The 17,582-nt window shown below is 53.2% G+C and carries 15 protein-coding genes and 1 CRISPR repeat array; of the genes, 4 read left to right on the plus strand and 11 right to left on the minus strand.

Going from position 1 to position 17,582, the window contains the following annotated elements:
- Window positions 1-176 precede the first annotated feature (176 nt).
- From JOD24_RS01655 to JOD24_RS01665, 3 genes are all read left to right on the plus strand, one after another.
- The gene (locus tag JOD24_RS01655; protein ID WP_429246194.1) at window positions 177-1,475 is read left to right on the plus strand and encodes a hypothetical protein; all 1,299 of its coding nucleotides are present in this window, start codon (window positions 177-179) and stop codon (window positions 1,473-1,475) included.
- Between the two features lie 361 nt (window positions 1,476-1,836).
- Window positions 1,837-3,327 carry an amidase gene (locus JOD24_RS01660; RefSeq protein ID WP_429246195.1) on the plus strand — a complete coding sequence of 497 codons (1,491 nt, stop codon included), beginning with the start codon at window positions 1,837-1,839 and terminating at the stop codon, window positions 3,325-3,327.
- Between the two features lie 544 nt (window positions 3,328-3,871).
- Window positions 3,872-4,564: direct repeats of the CRISPR family, unit length 30 nt; unit sequence GTTTGTAACGTACCTATGAGGAATTGAAAC.
- A gap of 19 nt (window positions 4,565-4,583) precedes the next feature.
- Window positions 4,584-4,805 carry a hypothetical protein gene (locus JOD24_RS01665; RefSeq protein ID WP_429246196.1) on the plus strand — a complete coding sequence of 74 codons (222 nt, stop codon included), beginning with the start codon at window positions 4,584-4,586 and terminating at the stop codon, window positions 4,803-4,805.
- Between the two features lie 279 nt (window positions 4,806-5,084).
- On the opposite strand, the gene JOD24_RS01670 is transcribed toward JOD24_RS01665, so the two are convergent.
- Together JOD24_RS01670 and JOD24_RS01675 are read right to left on the minus strand one after the other, a co-directional pair.
- Window positions 5,085-6,236 (minus strand): Gfo/Idh/MocA family protein, encoded by a 1,152-nt coding sequence (locus JOD24_RS01670; RefSeq protein ID WP_429246268.1) that lies wholly within the window; start codon window positions 6,234-6,236, stop codon window positions 5,085-5,087.
- 23 nt (window positions 6,237-6,259) lie between these two features.
- Complete coding sequence (locus JOD24_RS01675) at window positions 6,260-7,228, minus strand: sugar phosphate isomerase/epimerase family protein (protein WP_429246197.1); 969 nt, start codon at window positions 7,226-7,228, stop codon at window positions 6,260-6,262.
- A 344-nt stretch (window positions 7,229-7,572) separates the two neighbouring features.
- Here JOD24_RS01675 and JOD24_RS01680 point away from each other — a divergent pair, with 344 nt between their 5' ends.
- The gene (locus JOD24_RS01680; RefSeq protein WP_380164442.1) at window positions 7,573-8,232 is read left to right on the plus strand and encodes a DUF4272 domain-containing protein; all 660 of its coding nucleotides are present in this window, start codon (window positions 7,573-7,575) and stop codon (window positions 8,230-8,232) included.
- 604 nt (window positions 8,233-8,836) lie between these two features.
- Here the strand turns inward: JOD24_RS01680 and JOD24_RS01685 are convergent.
- From JOD24_RS01685 to JOD24_RS01725, 9 genes are all read right to left on the minus strand, one after another.
- On the minus strand, window positions 8,837-10,147 hold the full coding sequence (locus tag JOD24_RS01685; RefSeq protein ID WP_429246198.1) for a dihydrolipoamide acetyltransferase family protein: 1,311 nt from the start codon (window positions 10,145-10,147) through the stop codon (window positions 8,837-8,839).
- 13 nt (window positions 10,148-10,160) lie between these two features.
- Entirely contained in the window at window positions 10,161-11,138 is a 978-nt protein-coding gene (locus JOD24_RS01690) for an alpha-ketoacid dehydrogenase subunit beta (protein WP_429246199.1), read from the minus strand.
- The gene (gene pdhA, locus JOD24_RS01695; RefSeq protein ID WP_380164448.1) at window positions 11,131-12,210 is read right to left on the minus strand and encodes a pyruvate dehydrogenase (acetyl-transferring) E1 component subunit alpha; all 1,080 of its coding nucleotides are present in this window, start codon (window positions 12,208-12,210) and stop codon (window positions 11,131-11,133) included. The genes JOD24_RS01690 and pdhA overlap by 8 nt, the downstream gene beginning before the upstream one ends.
- A 14-nt stretch (window positions 12,211-12,224) precedes the next feature.
- A complete protein-coding gene (locus JOD24_RS01700) occupies window positions 12,225-13,394 on the minus strand; it encodes a Leu/Phe/Val dehydrogenase (RefSeq protein WP_380164450.1) in 1,170 nt (389 codons plus the stop codon).
- Between the two features lie 140 nt (window positions 13,395-13,534).
- Window positions 13,535-14,329 (minus strand): enoyl-CoA hydratase-related protein, encoded by a 795-nt coding sequence (locus JOD24_RS01705; protein ID WP_380164452.1) that lies wholly within the window; start codon window positions 14,327-14,329, stop codon window positions 13,535-13,537.
- Window positions 14,330-14,344: 15 nt separating this feature from the next.
- Window positions 14,345-15,118, minus strand: coding sequence for an enoyl-CoA hydratase-related protein (locus tag JOD24_RS01710; protein WP_380164454.1), 774 nt, complete (start codon window positions 15,116-15,118; stop codon window positions 14,345-14,347).
- 166 nt (window positions 15,119-15,284) lie between these two features.
- On the minus strand, window positions 15,285-15,536 hold the full coding sequence (locus tag JOD24_RS01715; RefSeq protein WP_380164456.1) for an AbrB/MazE/SpoVT family DNA-binding domain-containing protein: 252 nt from the start codon (window positions 15,534-15,536) through the stop codon (window positions 15,285-15,287).
- 113 nt (window positions 15,537-15,649) lie between these two features.
- Window positions 15,650-16,786, minus strand: a complete 1,137-nt coding sequence (locus JOD24_RS01720; RefSeq protein ID WP_429246200.1) for an anti-sigma factor domain-containing protein — start codon at window positions 16,784-16,786, stop codon at window positions 15,650-15,652.
- Entirely contained in the window at window positions 16,752-17,495 is a 744-nt protein-coding gene (locus JOD24_RS01725; RefSeq protein WP_380164460.1) for a sigma-70 family RNA polymerase sigma factor, read from the minus strand. The genes JOD24_RS01720 and JOD24_RS01725 overlap by 35 nt, the downstream gene beginning before the upstream one ends.
- Window positions 17,496-17,582: the final 87 nt, after the last annotated feature.

Consider the following 17,582-nt stretch of genomic DNA (forward strand, 5'->3'; position numbering starts at 1 on the left):
GTAGTGCCCATGGCGCAAAGGTCGCTTTGCACCCACAGGGCACAAGTCTCGCCAGAGTCGCTTCCGCTCCCAGGTCTCGCTTTGGCAGCACACGACTCCCTTCCGCTGCCCATTTTCTGGTTAATCAACAGCCCTGTTATTTTTTATAAGAATCTTTTCATTAGGAGGCCGATTTCATGTGCACAAAACGATCCTCCAGGCTTTGCCTGTTCCTTCTCCCGGTTCTGTTGACCTCCTTCCTGATCTCAACAGAACCTCAGGAGGCCCTCGCTAAAACCCCAACTGGTTGTTTGGACTCCAGTGTATCTGTCACTCCTGAGGAGGAACGAATCACCGAGGGGACTCCCATCCCCCAGCAGATTCTAAAGGAGAGCCGTTTCGATCGATATGTAAAACGATTTGAACAGGATCTCTGTTCCACCTCCCATTTGCAAACCGCAGAAAAAATAGTGGAGAGACACGGCACCCAGCTGTGGAAAACCGCAGTCGATCGTGCCCAGGGTAAACGCCCCGATCTCGGGACCCTAGATCGTTATGACGACCGTCCCCTCTACTGGGCCCGATTGCATATGACCCGGGCGCTTCGGCAGTGGAAACCCGACTTCTCCCTTACTCAAGCCCAACGGCAGGAACTTCTAAAGAAATTGGAATACACCTCCCGTGGTATCACTTCCGTTCAGTTTCCCAAAGAAAAAGGGACGAAGCGAATTTTGGTCAGCGGATTTGATCCCTACCGGCTGGAGCAGGAGTTCCGGCGTAGTAATCCTTCAGGGGCTTCCGCACTGCAGCTTGATGGGATGCGGCTCCGGACGGAAGACGGACCCGCAATCATTCAGGCCGTTAACTTCCCCGTCCGTTGGCAGGACTTTGAAGATGGAATCGTGGAAGATGCCTTCGGTCCCCACCTGACCCCAGGACCTCATCAGATCGACCTGATGATGACCATCAGTCAGGGAGGCCCCCGTCGTATGGCTATTGAAGGTTACGCCGGACGCTGGCATACCGGCATCGACAACCGCTTGGAATCCCGAGAGGAAGTCACGCCTCCGGTCTCCCACTGGCCCATGCCCGATCCGCTACCAGAATTCATCGAAACGACTCTACCTGTGCAGGCGATGATCGACGCCGATACAGGGCCTTGGCCGGTGGTACGGAACGATGAGGTATGTGAATGGTTGCCCCCGAATTTCACTGATCCACCTTCTTGCCATGAGAAAGGCCCGACGCCAGGCTCCAAAGCTCGCTCCGGTGGCGGTGGCAGCTATCTTTCCAATGAAAGCCAGTACCGTTCCAATCGCCTCCGGCTCGGACTCGGTGCGCAGGATCTTCCCGGTGGACATCTGCATAACGCAGAATTGGAATTCTATCCGGAGGATCCTTCCCGTCATATCGACCCGGACTTCCAACACCACCGAAAAGTCACTGTCGATCAGACCGTCTCCTTGGTAAAAGCAGCCGCCCGTGCGGTGCATTAAATCAGAACATCCCCCTCTCCATCGGAAGAGGGGGATTTATGAGTTCACCTTGATCCCACATCCATCCTATAATTTCATACAGGTATCCTCCTTCCCACAGGGCTGTTGTAACCAAAAAATAGGTGGAGGAAACTAAATTGATCTTTCGCTCTTCCCATTGCTCCCATCGTAAAATATGGCTTGAGGGGACGGGGTTGGTGGGAGGGCTACGATCTTTTGCAAAGAGCGCAAAGGCTCTTCACCGTCCCACCATCCCGCCCTGATTTCCTACCTAAAATAGGGCTAATCAGCATGCCTGTCCTTCCCAATTCTATTTATATAATAGAACCAGACCATCCAATCGAAAGAAGGGATCATCCACATGAACCAATCTGAATATCTCTCACATGATGCAACCGCCTTGGCGGAAGCGATTCAGCAGAAGGAAGTTTCACCGCGGGAATTGGTTGAAGCCGCTTTTGCCCGGTTGGAGGAAGTTAATCCCCAACTGCAAGCGGTGATTCGGACGAGACGGGAAAAGGTGCTGCGGGAAATCGATGCACTTGACCCTTCCCAACAGCCCTTTGCCGGTGTGCCAATCCTGTTGAAAGATATCTCCCAGGCGGTAGCCGGAGAGCCCTTGACGGCGGGTGCCCGCCTGTTATCCTCCCAAGTGGCCCAACAGGATTCCCATCTGGTCGCCAAGCTCCGGGAGGCAGGCTTTCTTTTTCTCGGACAGACCAACACACCGGAATTCGGGCTGAAAAATATTACGGAACCCGAACTCTATGGAGCCACCCGAAACCCGTGGAATCCCGCCTATTCACCAGGGGGATCCAGCGGGGGCTCAGCAGCAGCCGTAGCTTCCGGAATAGTTCCCTTGGCGGGGGCCAGTGATGGAGGCGGCTCCATCCGCATCCCTGCCTCCTTCACCGGTTTGTTCGGCTTAAAGCCGACTCGGGGCCGGACCCCTGTCGGACCTGGGGTGGGACGTCAGTGGCAGGGGGCATCCATCGACTTTGTGCTCACCCGTTCCGTGCGAGACAGTGCCGCATTGCTGGATCTGTTGCAAACGATCCAACCTGAGGCGGCTTTCCAGACTCCCTTGTTTGACGGAAGTTTCCGCGAAGATATGAAGCAGGGAAGCCAACCCCTTCGCATCGCCTTTACCACAGCTTCCCCGGTGGGAACCCCTGTCAGTGAAGAGGCTAAGCAAGCAGTACACAAAACCGTGGCATGGTTGAAAGCACAGGGACATCAGGTGGAGGAGAAGGAGACCGGCATCGATGGCATCCGCCTGATGCAGGATTACTATCTGATGAACAGTGGCGAAATGGCGACGATGGTGGCATCCATGGAAAAATCACTCAACCGCCGGATCACAGCACAGGACATGGAAATCGTCTCCTGGGTGTTGAGTGAAGCCGGTAAGAAAGTGACTGCAGCAGAATATGCGGCCAGCCTCACTTCCTGGGATACCGCGGCGGCGAAAATGGCGGAGCTTCACCAAACCTATGATCTCTATCTCACCCCCGCGTCAGCCGATGCCGCACCCCAGGTGGGCAAGTTGACCCATACCCCACAGGAAGCAGAGGAACTCATGAAGGTCAGTCAACTGAGCCCATCGGAACAACAGTCCCTGATCTATGATATGTTTTTGCCCAGTCTCACCTATACCCCCTTCACCCAACTGGCCAACCTCACGGGACAGCCTGCCATGAGTGTCCCTGTCCACCTCACAGCGGATCATCTCCCCCTCGGGGTTCAATTCATCGCCCCGAAAGGCATGGAAAACCGCCTGCTCCAGCTGGCATACACCCTGGAGCAATCAGAGCTGTGGGTCGGGATGAAAGGCAATCCTTTCATGGAGTAAACAGATTCATACGGGCAGGGCTGTTGATTAACCAGAAAATGGGCAGCGGAAGGAGTCGTGTGCTGCCAAAGCGACCTTTGCGCCACAGGCACTACAATCCAAAGGAGCTGAAGCTCTAGATGAAGGTAGCCATCCTACCCAGCGGAGAATCTGGAGGGAGGGCGTTTAGGGGCAACATCTTCCCTGTGTTGCTTCCGTAAGGCTTTGCCCCTGCCCGATGGTCAGATTTGGAGCGGCCAGTTTTCACTTCCTTGCCGGATGGCAACCGGAGCGTGGTAGAACACGATCTCCCCACCCAAAATATGGCTAATCAACACGCCTGTCATACGGGATTTAATCCCCGTTCAGTTAGGAAAAGATTTGCAAGCTGAAAAACTTGTCGTCGATCCCCAGTAACGTAAAAACCCCCGGGGATCGACGACAATTTTCAAGGGGGCAATATACCTGGTGTGACAAGGAATTTTAAATCCCCGCTTGTTTCCGGTAGAGCATTTGTGTATCGTAGAGTTTAAGAAGGAATGGCTGAGTATCGGTGTTTGGATGGGTTTGTAACGTACCTATGAGGAATTGAAACTTATGTCGCAGATTGGCAGATGGACTACGTGAAATGTTTGTAACGTACCTATGAGGAATTGAAACAAAGCGGCACGGATAGCAGCCCTATCGTTCAACGCAGTTTGTAACGTACCTATGAGGAATTGAAACGATACCACCGTCAGGAACCTGAAAGACCGGCTCAGGTTTGTAACGTACCTATGAGGAATTGAAACGGGTGCTATTTTGAAAGTCCGAGACCCGGAATCTGGGTTTGTAACGTACCTATGAGGAATTGAAACGGGACTGGGTAGTATTGGCCCCTCACCTTCTCTTTGAGTTTGTAACGTACCTATGAGGAATTGAAACTCTGAAACACCTTGCCCCCCGGGCATATCCATCGTGTTTGTAACGTACCTATGAGGAATTGAAACACAAACCTCTCCAATTCCTCTTCCGGAGCCTGGGCAAGTTTGTAACGTACCTATGAGGAATTGAAACTTGAAAATCGAAGTTTGGCTTTGTCTTTTAGGATTCGGGTTTGTAACGTACCTATGAGGAATTGAAACAAAAGTCCATTTTCCGTCGAGTAGGGTGGTTTTGAACGTTTGTAACGTACCTATGAGGAATTGAAACTGCCTATCGAAGCGAAAAAGAGAAGAAGAAGATGAGAGTTTGTAACGTACCTATGAGGAATTGAAATAGGATCAGGGGGAGTAGTCTTGAAGATCATTTCACTTTCGGAGAAACGGGCACAGAAAAAATCTAGTGGAACGTCAACTCCTGAAAAGCGGGCACAGAAAAGCCAAGCATTAAACCAAGCAAACCAAGAAATTAAGAAGGAAACCGGAATTGACTTTGTGAAAATGCTTCTGGGAGATAAAGAAGAAAAAAAGCGCTTTGAGATGAAACGGTATCAAGAGAGACTAGATAACGATGAATAAAAAAAACGCCTTTTCTCAGAAAAGACGTTTTTTTATAGGTATCTCAGTTTGTAGCGTACATCTACCTATGAGATCAGATCATACAATTGGCAATTTCCCTTGATCACATCGTTTTATACCATCCCTATCAGGAAATTGAAGCCCATACAGGGGATTGAGCGTATTCATGGATGAGTGTTAACATCTGAATCACTCGCCTCTGAAAAACAAAAAGAAGCTGGCCGGGGAAGGATTCCCTGTCCAGCTTTTTTGATTTCTACACTCACGGTTTCACATGGATTACCGAGAGACGGGGTTCAGATCAGACACCTGGATCCATCGTCCGCTCTGGGCGGACTTTTCCACCGCTGCCAGCACCCGTTGATTCTGCAGACCGTCCTGAAAATTAGGGGAGGGGCTGACGCCCTCAGCGATGCCCTTCATCAACTCGCTGAACAGATTGATAAAGGTGTGTTCATAGCCGATGATATGCCCCGAAGGCCAGTAAGCAGCAGCATAGGGATGCTCCTCCTCAGTGCAGTTGATGGTGCGGAACCCCTGCAACCCCGGTGCGTCCTCCTCCAGATAAACCTCCAGGTTATTCATGTTCTCCAGATCCCAGCGGAGGGAACCCTTTTCCCCGTTAATCTCAAACCGGTTGCCGTTACGATTTCCCCCGGCGAAGCGGGTGGCTTCAAAGACGCCGATGGCACCGCTTTCAAAACGAGCCATCCAAAGAGCCGCATCATCCACATCTACTACGCCCCGGTTCCCGGCTTCCCTTTGGGCCTTCAACCCACCGCTCATCTCGCCCAGGGGACGCTCTTTGATAAAGGTTTCCATCATACCGGACACTTCTTGAAACTCCCCGACCAAGAAGCGAGCCAGATCCAAAATATGTGCACCGACGTCCCCGAGGACACCGGAGCCGGTCACTTCTTTGCGCAAGCGCCAGACGAGTGGGAATTGGGGATCCATAATCCAATCCTGCAGATATTGACCTCGGATATGGTAGATCCGGCCTAGCCGTCCTTCGTCAATCAGCTTTTTGGCGAATTGCACCGCTGGAGCAAAACGATAGTTGTGGCACAGCATATGGACGGTTCCCGACTTTTGCACGGCCTCCACCATGCGCTCTGCCTGCTCCACCGTCATCGCCAAGGGTTTTTCACAGACGATATGCTTGCCTGCCTCCGCCGCAGCGATAGCCATCTCGGCGTGGAGGTGGTTGGGTGTGACGATATCGATCAGGTCGATGTCTTCCCGTTCCAGCAGGCGGCGCCAATCGGTTTCCGTGGAGGCCCACCCCCATTGTGTTGCCGCCTGTTCCACTCCCGCCCGGTCGCGACCGACCAGGGCCTGCTGCACTGGAACCACGTCGTTCTCAAAAAAGAAGGGCAAGTCCCGGTAGGCATGGCTGTGCGCTTTGCCCATAAATTTGTAACCGACCATCCCGATCCGGACTTGCTTTTTGCTTACGCCCACCAGATGTCACCCACCCTCTCTTGAATCAATATGTTTTTCAGGAAGGAGACGGCTTTTTGAAACCCTTCCTCCACCGACATCAGGCTGTCTTCATGTTCAATGCTGATCGCCCCTTGGTAACCGACCAATTGCAACGCACTGATAATCTCTTTCCAGGTTTCCTCTCCATGCCCGTAACCCACGGTGCGGAAAATCCAAGACCGATTCAGTTCGTCCCGGTAGCTCTTCGTGTCCAGGACGCCGTTGGAAGCCGTATTGTACGGATCGATCCCGGTATCCTTGGCGTGAAAATGATACAACGCCCCCGCTTGGCTCAGCTCCTTAATCGCCAATACGGGGTCCATCTGCTGCCAAAAGAGATGGCTTGGATCAAAGTTGACCCCAATCTGATCCCCGCACTGTTTCCGCAGACGGAGCATCGTCTCGGTGTTGTACACAACAAATCCCGGATGAGGTTCAATCGCCACCCGCACTCCCTGTTGCTTTAAGAACTGATTCTGTTCCTTCCAATAGGGAATCACTTTTTCTTCCCACTGCCACTCCAGTACAGAAGCAAACTCCTCTGGCCAAGGACAAGTGACCCAGACCGGGTTCTGGGAGTGTTCCGATTCTCCTGGACACCCGGAGAAGGTGATGACCGTTTCCACTCCCAGTTTAGCGGCGAGGCGAACAGTCTGTTCAAAGTTCTCATGAGCCCGCTGGGCAATCTCCGAATTGGGATGGAGCGGATTTCCGTGGCAACTTAAGGCACTGATTTGCAAACCCCGGCTTTCCACAGCTTGTTTAAAATGATTTAATCGGCTTTCATCTTCCAACAGATTTTGTGGGTTGCAGTAACGGTCCCCCGGAAATCCTCCGGTACCGATCTCCACGGTCTCCAGACCGCTTTCTGCAATATAGTCCAAAGCTTCCTCCAAGGACTTGTCCCCGAATAAAACGGCAAACACACCTAATTTCATCTGAAGTTCCCCCTTCAGAAGTGATGAAAAATGAAAAATTCTTCCTATATATCACAATATATTGAGAACATTCGATACAGAAATCACCTTATCACCGCTCCCCCCCTTTGTCAATCAATTGAATAAAGAGAGGCTATCCCTACCAGATAAAATGGGACTCTTAGATCTCACATCCTGCATGGCCATTGGGCTTGCCGTGTTTTTAAAACTATTTTCTTTGCACAAAGCCTCTCCCCCTCTGACATCTTATTGAGATTGAACCTTTATCTCATCTTCTACAGAAATGATATAATAGTCTGCATACATAAAGACAGACCACTTACCGAACAAGGAGAGGATCGGAGATGCTAGAGCATGATTTAGTGAGAAAACAACAATCGGAAAGAACATTGTGGGAACACGGAATTCCGATTGATCCCGAGTTGAAATACGTGGGGAATTTTCAATTCAAGTCGCCACAGGAAGCCGCGAGGCGGGCCTTGGTTTTTCATTCTCTTCTGGGCGTGATTTTTTATCACCGGCCGCTGGATGTGGTGGAATGGGTAAGAGAGGAAGGCTTGTGGGAGGAATTAACCCCAAGGGAGAAAGAGATCTTCCAAATTCCACTTATGGAGGATGAAGGGGAGAGGGTTTGGAAGTTGAGGAGCATGCAATCCAACCGGATCACTTGGCGGATGGAGGCACTGTACGCCTTGTTGTGGTCATTGGGAAAAATAGACATCTTGGGCTGGCCCTCTGGTCAGAGTGATGCGGACCCAGTGGGAAGTGCAGTACCCCAGTTGGGAGAATCGACGAAATCCTTTATCGAAAATGCAGAGCTTCGCCCACTGGCCGAAATCGCGGATCAGGCCGATCTGATGTTTCGGCTGACCCATGCCTTGCAGAAGGCAAAAGAAGAGGATGGAGAAGCTCCTCAAGGGGTGGAACCGTTTACGGTTTATGAGTGGCATCTCGCTCTGCAATGGATCTGCCATGGTTGGGAGTGGGCGGAAATTACCGGGTGAGTATCGCGCAAATCCCGCCTCCCGAATCACCATTTTCCAGCAACGTATGGTTTTCACCAGGGCTGTTGATAATGAACCATAAAGTGGATGACAGAAGCGAAACGACCCCTTTCGCTCTTCCCATGACCCCCATCGTAAAATATGACTTGAGGGAACGGGGAGGGTGGGAGGGCTACGATCTCTTGTAAAGGGTGCAAAGGCTCTTCACCGTCCCACCCCACCCGACCTTATTTACTATCCAAAATATAGCTAATTAACACGCCTGTTCTCTGTGATATTTTCGAAATGTCGTACAGGTGGTAAAAAAAACCGGTGAACCTCCTTGCGAGATCCACCGATTTTAGATTATGGATGATACCCCTTTCACTGAGATTGATAGGTATCCATTTTCACGTCTGACATGGTGCCCACCCTGAATCCTTTCCCTATTTCAACTAGAAACTTCGGCAAAGGATGATATTGATATTCCTCTTCACAAAAGTTTACTCAAAGATTTCATAGTGGAGTGAAGGGAGCAGAGAGAGGGAATCGACTTTCATCGAAACCTGAAAACCCCCAGCTCTCTTGTTCAGAAGAAGCGGGGGCAGTTCGGTTCGATAAACCCTCAAGTCAACTCCAGAAGCAACCTCCCCGGATCGGCGGTGTAGGAGCCAAGGGTTTGGGTAAAGCGAATGGCGTCAGCTCCGTCGAGAACCCGATGGTCAAAGGAAAGAGAGATATTCATGCGCCAGCCAGGGGCCAGCTGACCATTTTGGACCACCGGCCGCTGTTCCACAGGGTGCAGAGCCAGGATCGCCACTTCCGGCGGGTTGATGATGGGAGTGGCAAAGTGACCCCCTAAAGCACCAGCATTGCTGACCGTAAAGGTGCTTCCCTTCATCTGGTCCAGTAGCAGACGCCCCTGACGGGCAGCCTCCGTCAACTCCCGAAGTTCCTCGGCGATTTGCAAGATGCTTTTCTGATCTGCATCCCGGATTACCGGAACGAGCAGGCCCCGGGGGGTGTCAGCGGCCACTCCTAGGTGGATGGAGGTGAAGCGACGGACCTCCATCTTTTCCTCATCGAAATGAACGTTCAACAGCGGGTGACTTTTCAGAGCAACGGCGATCGCCTTGAGCAGGATCGGTAGGTATCCCACCGAGGAAGCACCGGATCCGGACTTCTCCTTGAGCCGATTCCGCCATGCCACCAGCCCTTCCGCCTCCAGTTCGTCAAAATGAGTGGCATGAGGCTTTCGGGTGACAGATAAAAGCAATCGCTCCGCGATCACCCGACGAGTCGGGGAAAGAGGCTCTCCCTGGATCTCCCCGGTATCTCTCGCCTGCTCCCTATCTTCTGTCCAGGAAACTTCTCTAGCAACTGGATTCTCAGGGGCTTCCTTGCCCCTCCGGTCCGCCAAGCGAACCACGCCCTGGGACTCCGCCAAGGAGGCGGCCACCTTGCGAACATCCTCCTTGGTCACTCGTCCTTCCGGGCCGGTACTGGTCACCTGTTGAATCTCGACACCGAGATCCCGAGCGAGACGGCGGGTGGAGGGAGCCGCCAGCACCCGACGACGAGGGGCAGATGTAGCTTCCTCCACCGGGATAGAACGGAGGGGAGGAGGGCTTTCTGCCGAAGCCGGGGCGGTCTCCGTTGCCGCCGCGGCCTCCCGCTGAGCCGACTCGTTGGATTCGTTGTCGGTGTCAATCTCCAACAACACTTCTCCCACCGCCACCTTCTCCCCTTCTTTCCAGGGGAGGTGACCCACCTTTCCTGAAGCGGGAGCGGGGAGCTCCACCACCGCTTTGTCCGTCTGCATCTCGACCACTGGCTGATCGGAAGCGACTCTTTCTCCTTCCTGCACCAGCCAGCGGATCACCTCGGCCTCTGTCATTCCTTCACCCACATCTGGTAGCCTGAACTTGACACCCATGCGCTCGCCTCCCTCAAAAGTGGATCACTTTCTGGACTGCCACCTCAATCCGCTGAGGATCCGGACGAAAATCATCTTCCAGGGCAAACATCGGAACCGGCACATCATATCCTGTCACCCGCTCCACCGGAGCCTCCATCCACAGAAAAGCCAGCTCGTGAATCCGGGCCGCCAATTCCGCCCCTAGGCCTGCCGTCTTCGCGGCCTCATGGATAATCACCGCCCGCCCGGTTTTCTTCACCGAAGCCACCAGGGCTTCCTCGTCCAAGGGATATAGACTCCTGAGGTCCAGCACTTCACAGGAGATCCCCCGCTCTGCACAGGAGTGAGCCGCCTGTTGTGCCACTGGAACCATCCCACCCCAAGCGATCAGAGTGACATCCTCCCCCTCCCGCACGGTTCGCGCCTTCCCGATGGGCACCTCATACCACTCCTCAGGTACTTCCCCCCGGAGGGAGCGATAGATTTTCATCGGCTCCAGATAGATCACCGGATCCGGATCCCGGATGGCTGCCAGGAGCAACCCTTTGGCATCCGAGGGGGTAGAAGGGACCACTACCTTCAGACCCGGTGTGTGGACAAAGAAAGATTCAGTGGAGTCCGAGTGCAGTTCCGGCGCCCGGATCCCCCCACCGTAGGGCACTCGGATCACCAGCGAGGCAGGGTATTGCCCCTGGGTCCGGGTGCGCAGACGAGCAGCATGGCTGACGATCTGTTCAAAGGCCGGGTAGATAAAACCCATAAACTGAATCTCCGCCACTGGCCGCAGGCCATTGATCGCCATCCCGATCGCCGTCCCCACAATCCCCGACTCCGCCAGAGGAGTGTCGATCACCCGCTCTTCGCCAAAGGTTTCCCACAATCCTTCCGTCGCCCGGAACACGCCCCCGTTCTTTCCGACATCCTCTCCCAGAACCACCACTTCCTCATCCTGTTCCATTGCCTTCCGCAACCCATCGTTGATCCCTTGAATCAAAGTTTTTTCAACCATCCCTTTTCCCCTCCTGCAACCATTCGGCCTGCTGCCGGCGAAATTCCGGCGGAGGTACCTCATAGACATGGGCAAACAGGTGATCCGGCGAGGGAGCGGGACTGGACTCCGCCTCTTTCACCGCCTGTTCCACCGTTTCTGCGCAGTGCTCTTCCCATTCCTGAATTTCCGACTCTGTCAGCAATCCCTCTGCCAGCAGAAGCTTCTCCAGACGGGGGAGAGGATCTCGGTTTTGCACCCACTCTTCCACTTCGGCAGGTTCCCGATAGCGGGTGGCATCATCGGCAGTGGTGTGAGAACCCTTTCGGTAGGTGACCGCCTCGATCAGAGTGGCTCCCTGTCCGTCCCGGGCACGCTTCACCGCTTCTGCCATCGCCGTGTAAATTGCCAATACATCATTCCCATCCACACGGATCCCCGGAATATTGTAGGCAGCCGCTCGTTCCGCCACGGTGGGAGTCGCCGATTGTCGGGTAAAAGGGACGCTGATGGCATAATGATTGTTCTGGCAGAAGAAAATAACGGGTAAGCGAAATACCCCCGCGAAATTACAAGCTTCGTGAAAATCCCCTTCCGATGTGGCTCCATCGCCGAAGTAGGCAACGGAGATGGCGGACTCCTTTTTCAAACGAGAAGCCCAAGCCGCACCCACCGCCTGGGGCATCTGTGTAGCAATGGGGACATAGGGGGGCAGGAGTCGCACTCCCGGTGGAGCCTGATTCCCTTCGATCCGACCCATCCAACACAGAAGGATTTGTGACAGGGGCATCCCGGCAATCAGGGTGACTCCATGATCCCGATAGCTGGGAAAGATCCAATCTTCTGCAGAGAGAGCCAGAGCACTGCCCACTTGGGCGGCCTCCTGCCCTTCCAAGGGAGCATAGGTGCCGATCCGACCCTGCCGTTGCAGAATGATCGCCCGCCGGTCAAAGGTGCGGACTTGAACCATCCAACGGTGGAAATCCAACTTTCGCTCCCGAGGCAGATCTTCCCACACTTGCCGGCCTTCAGAACTTAACTGTCCATCTGGCGTAAGATATTGTCGGTCGACCCGATCCATCTGTTTGATCATCTTCCCGCCTCCTCTCAGGCCCGACGATCCAGACCGAGAAAGATCCGTTTCAGATCCGTCGCCTGCTGTAACCGTTCCAGAACCAACCGATCCGCCGCCCGACAGGTGGGCAGGTCTTCCTTCCTGGACAACTCATAGATCCGTAGCAACATATCATAGATCCCCCGTGTCTTTTCCATCACCCGCTCATAGCTGTAACCCTCCAGTTCGTCCGCCACCTGGATCAGACCCCCGGCATTGACCAGATAATCCGGAGCGTACAGGATTCCCTTTTCATGTAGCCGATCCCCGTGACGATCCGCTTCTAGCTGGTTGTTGGCCGAGCCAACGACAGCCGAACAGCGAAGTTCCTCCAGGGTATCGTCACGGATCACCCCACCGATGGCACAAGGGGCAAAAATATCGCAGTCCGCCCGGTGGATCTCTCCTACAGGCATCACTTCCACCTCAGGATGGCGAGCCTGGATCCTGTCAGTTCTTTCTGAAGAGACATCCGCGATCACACACTGGGCACCTTCCTCCAGCAAGTGCTCCACCACCCGGGCTCCCACCTTGCCTACCCCCTGCAGGGCGACGGTTTTTCCCTTCAGGCTCTCCTTTCCCCACAGATGGCGTGCAGTGGCCCGGAACCCCTGCATCACCCCGTAAGCCGTCGGAATGGAAGTATCCCCGCTACCCCCGTGGCTTTCCGGCAACCCAGCAAAGGACTTCGACTCCCGAGCGGCATGGACAAAGTCCTCTGGTGAGGTTCCCATATCAGTTCCCGTAAAGAAGCGCCCATTCAATCCTCCGACGAAGCGGCCTAGAGCTCGGAACAATTCTGGACTTTTATCCTGGTTCGGGTCACCGATCACCACAGCTTTGCCACCCCCGTAATCCACATCAGCCAAACCACATTTATAGGTCATGCCCCGGGAAAGACGGAGCGCATCCTTCAGTGCTTCCTCTGTCGAGGGATAGGGAATCATGCGGCAGCCGCCTAGAGCCGGACCCATCGTCGTGTCGTGAATGGCAATAATCGCCTTCAGTCCCGATCCGGGATGGCGGCAAAAAATTACTTGCTCATGGTTCCCTTCCTCCATCATTGCAAACACATCTTTCATCCCGATCGGTTGATCCCTCTCTTCACTTCGGTCCGTGTGTTCCTTTGCCTGGGTCTGTAGATTGCTTTCGAAGACTTTCATCGCCATCACCCTTGTCCTTTTGTAAAGTGAAAAGGTCACCTATCGAGCGACCGCTCGGAATGTAACCCTGTAAATATAGGCCTCATCGCGATCTCTATCACAAGATATGCGCCCAAAGGCGAGGAAGTTCAGCTTTCATTTCATTTTCCTTGAAAGCGGGGAGAGCGTTTTTCCACAAAGGCTTGAACTCCTTCCCGAAAATCCTCTGTCTTACCGGCCCGATCCTGCAACTGGGCTTCTCGCTCCAGAGCTTCCTCCAGATCGGATTCCATCGACTGATGGAGGGCCTGCTTGGTCCAACCGATCGCCCGGGTCGGTGCCTGCGCCAGTTTGCGAGCCAAGGCAATGCTCTCCTCTGTCAAGCGGTCGTGAGGGACCAGCTGGTTGGCCAATCCGATCTGCACTGCCTCCTGTGCTTCCACATCCCGGCCGGTGACCAAAAGCTCCATCGCCCGTCCGAACCCGATCAGTCGCGGTAAAAACCAACTGGAGCCGCTGTCTGGTACGAGACCGATACGGACAAAAGCCTCAACAAATTTCGCCCGGTCCGATACAATCCGCAGATCACAGGCCAAAGCCAAGCTGCAACCTGCACCGGCAGCCACTCCGTTGACGGAAGCGATCACCGGTTTTTCCATCTCCGCCAGGACTCGGATCAGGGGATTGTACCGTTCCCGGACACTCTCTCCAAGGGAGAAATTTCCGATGTTGGGATCGGAGCGATCGTTCAGATCTTGCCCTGAACAGAAGGCTTTGCCCGCACCGGTGATTACCAATGCCCGCACATTGGCATCCGACGCCGCTTCTGTCAATACCTCCATCAAAGACCGACCCATCTCCCCATTCAAGGCGTTATAAACCTCAGGACGGTTCAGAGTGATCACCCCCACGCCCTCCTCCAAATGCCAGGTGATCGGGTCCCCCTCAAATTTCACTGCTCATGACCTCCTTTATTTTCCCCGAAACGTAGGGCGACGCTTTTCTGAAAAGGCTTGCATACCTTCCTTTTGATCTTCCGTGGAAAAAAGAAAGTAAAAAAGCTTCTGCTCATAATCCAATCCCTCTGTCAATCCGACCTCTGCCGCTTTCGATACCGCTTGTTTGGCGAGTCGGAGAGCAACAGGAGGTTTGGAGGCCAGCTCCTCCGCTAATTTTGTCGCTTCCTCTTCTAATGCCTCCTCCGGAACCACCCGATTGATCAAGTGGGCTTGAAAAGCCTCTTGGGCTGTAATCGGTTTTCCAGTCAGCACCATCTCCATCGCCCGGGCTTTTCCCACTGCTCGGGTCAAACGCTGGGTCCCGCCAGCGCCCGGCATCACTCCGATATTGATTTCCGGTTGACCGAACTGAGCCGATTCCGATGCCAGGATCAGGTCACAAGCCAGAGCCAACTCGCAACCTCCCCCCAGAGCATATCCCTGCACTGCGGCTACTATGGGCTTGGAGATCTTTCGAATCCGATCCCAATCGACAAAGGGATCCAAGCGAAGCATCTCCACCGCTGTCGCCTGGGCCATCTCCTCGATATCTGCCCCAGCGGCAAAAGCTTTCGGCCCACCCAGCAACAGGATGGCGCCTATGTGTTCGTCCCGATCCCAGCTTTCCAGTTGCTCGACCAGATCCGCCACCATCTGGCGGTTCAAAGCATTGAGCACCTCCGGGCGGTGAAGTCGGATCCGGCCCACCCCCTTTTCAGTGGACACCTTGAGAAAATCGGATTTCAACTGTGTCATCCCCTTCCAACGTCGTAAAAGCGCTTACATTTTGATGAATTTGGATTTTGCAGTTTATTCTCTCTACAGGAACTATTTTATCAAATGCACCTCCCCTCGGCTAGCAAGGTGCTTTACAGGGATAAAGCAAAAGAAAAAAGCCCTTTCGGGCTTCCTGTCACAGAACATGACTGCCGGTCTCCTCCAGACATTCCCGGCAAACGATTTTCCCCCTGAACTGGTATAAGGATTCACTGGAATCACAAAAGATACAGGAGGGATTATACTTCCGCATCACAATCTGCTCGTGGTCCACAAAGATTTCCACACCATCATGGGCTTGAATATTCATGGTTTCCCGCAATTCCTTGGGCAAAACGATCCGGCCCAGATGGTCCACTTTTCGGACGATCCCGATTCCTCGCATCAATTCATTCCCCCATACCCCGATTTAACAAGCGAAAAGGGAGAGTGCGGCTTGCAGAGTCGGGTGGGGGAGAATCCCTCAAGCTTACCCCGTTTATGTTTACCAGCAATTTCAAGTCACTGGACGTTTGTCTGGTTTCCATGATCTGGGTAAACTTCGTTCTCCTCTGCACCCGAGGAGCTGTTATCTTCATCAGTTCCATGATCTGATGGTGGATCTTCCACTTCTTTATCGGATGGTTTAGGTTTGTCCTCTTTCGGTGCAGGTTCTTTCTTGGCTGGATGCTCCTTCACCGGATCCTTTTCAGCCTTATCCTGCTTCCCTTCGTTTTTGTGATCCTTATCTTCGTCCGATGGATTTTGTGAATCTACATCCTTGGAATCCGCCGGGTCCTCATCCGGATCCGGCTCTATTTCCGGATCTTGATTATTCATCATCTCCAACCATTCATCTTCCGTCAGTGGATATTTCTCCTGGAAGGATTCCAGAATGGCCACCAACTCCGCGGAATGATTGTCGATTTCATCGATCTCGATCTCCGTTCCTTCTTTACAAGCTAAGAGCCACAAAGCATACTTTGTTGGAGACACCTCGTACTCTTTGGCCCGGCTCTTCAACTCATCAGGAAGAGACATGGTGTACAGGAATTGAGAATCCTTCAAATCCGGATTCTGGCCTATTTTTTCTTGAATATGGGTCAGCGTACCCTCAAAATCGGTTCTCTCTTTTTCGGCAAGGACTTCCGAACCGGAGGAGGTCTGACTCAGAAAGATCCCGTTCTCCGTATTCAGCAATCCCTTGTAATCCCTTTGGGCATGGGTCAGCAGATTGGTAACAAAGTCGTCAACATGGACCCCCTTGAAAGCCATGTCCCCCTTGATCCGATCCGCCAACTTTGACCCCTTGCCGTTCATTCCGTCGACAGAGATCACTTCATGATCCTTGTTCACCCCGATCACCAGACTGGATTCCGTGTCATCGAGATAAACATAGGACTGGGCATTGACATCTACCGGCTGAAACAATGGTAAGATCATAGCGATCACCAATGCAGCCGCTACCAATCCTTCCATAATCCAGGGGTTTCGTCTCAACCAGCCCCAACGGTCAGGCGCCTCTTGCAAAGTAAAATGGACCTCCTCGCCTAACCGAGCTTCACGCCCCTGATGGGGAACCTTCAAAAATTCCCCTTCCGGTGTCATCACGATCCAATGCCGTTTACTGACCTCCATCAACATTCCCTTCTGCACCATCGCCACCTCCTTTCCTGTCAGCGGCCGACAGACCGAGATACTCCCGAATCGTGGGTAGATCCTCAACCAAAACGATCACCAGCGCGATCAAATAATCTCGGTGCCGCTTCAATGTTCGCCTGTGGCAGCCAACCTGCTCGGCAAATCCCTTTTTCAGGCGCTTTTGTTTATAAAATTGCTCTAACCATTCTGTTTTGGAAGCGATCCGCTGAGCGATTTCCTGGAGGTTTTGCCGGGTATCCCGATGTTTGGGAGAGACCTTGACCAAATCATTCAGGGAGATTTTAAATTGTCGAAGGTGCTTTTCAAACTCTTTCAGATCCGACCTTCGGATCTCCTCCAGTTCTCGATCGTGATGCTCTTCAAAAGACTTTCGAATCACTTCTGGATAGGTAGGTTCGTTATCCTTTGAATCAGCGGATACCAGCGGCACCTGATTAAAATGCCGGGCCTCGCTCCGGAAGTGATCAGTCAGCCTTCTCCGAATCACGGTAAAGGCAAAGGAGTGGAATTTGGTATTTTGATCAAATCGGTAACTGTTGATCGCTTCATTAAACCCAAGAAGTGCCACCGAAAATTCATCATCTTGTCTAGTGATGTTTCGGATACAAATTTTGGAGGCGACTTTGAGGATATATGTCTGATGTTCATCGATCAGCTCTTCCCGAACGACGGGATCTTGGCGAGCTTTCCGTAAGCGCTCCTCCAAAGCTGACACCTTCAGGTTGTGATCACCATCCCCCGGGCCATGCAATGCCGACACCTCTCCCTACATATATATTCGGAGCTTCGCACC

This window comes from Kroppenstedtia sanguinis, from assembly GCF_050433445.1.
GTDB classification, from domain to species: domain Bacteria; phylum Bacillota; class Bacilli; order Thermoactinomycetales; family DSM-45169; genus Kroppenstedtia; species Kroppenstedtia sanguinis.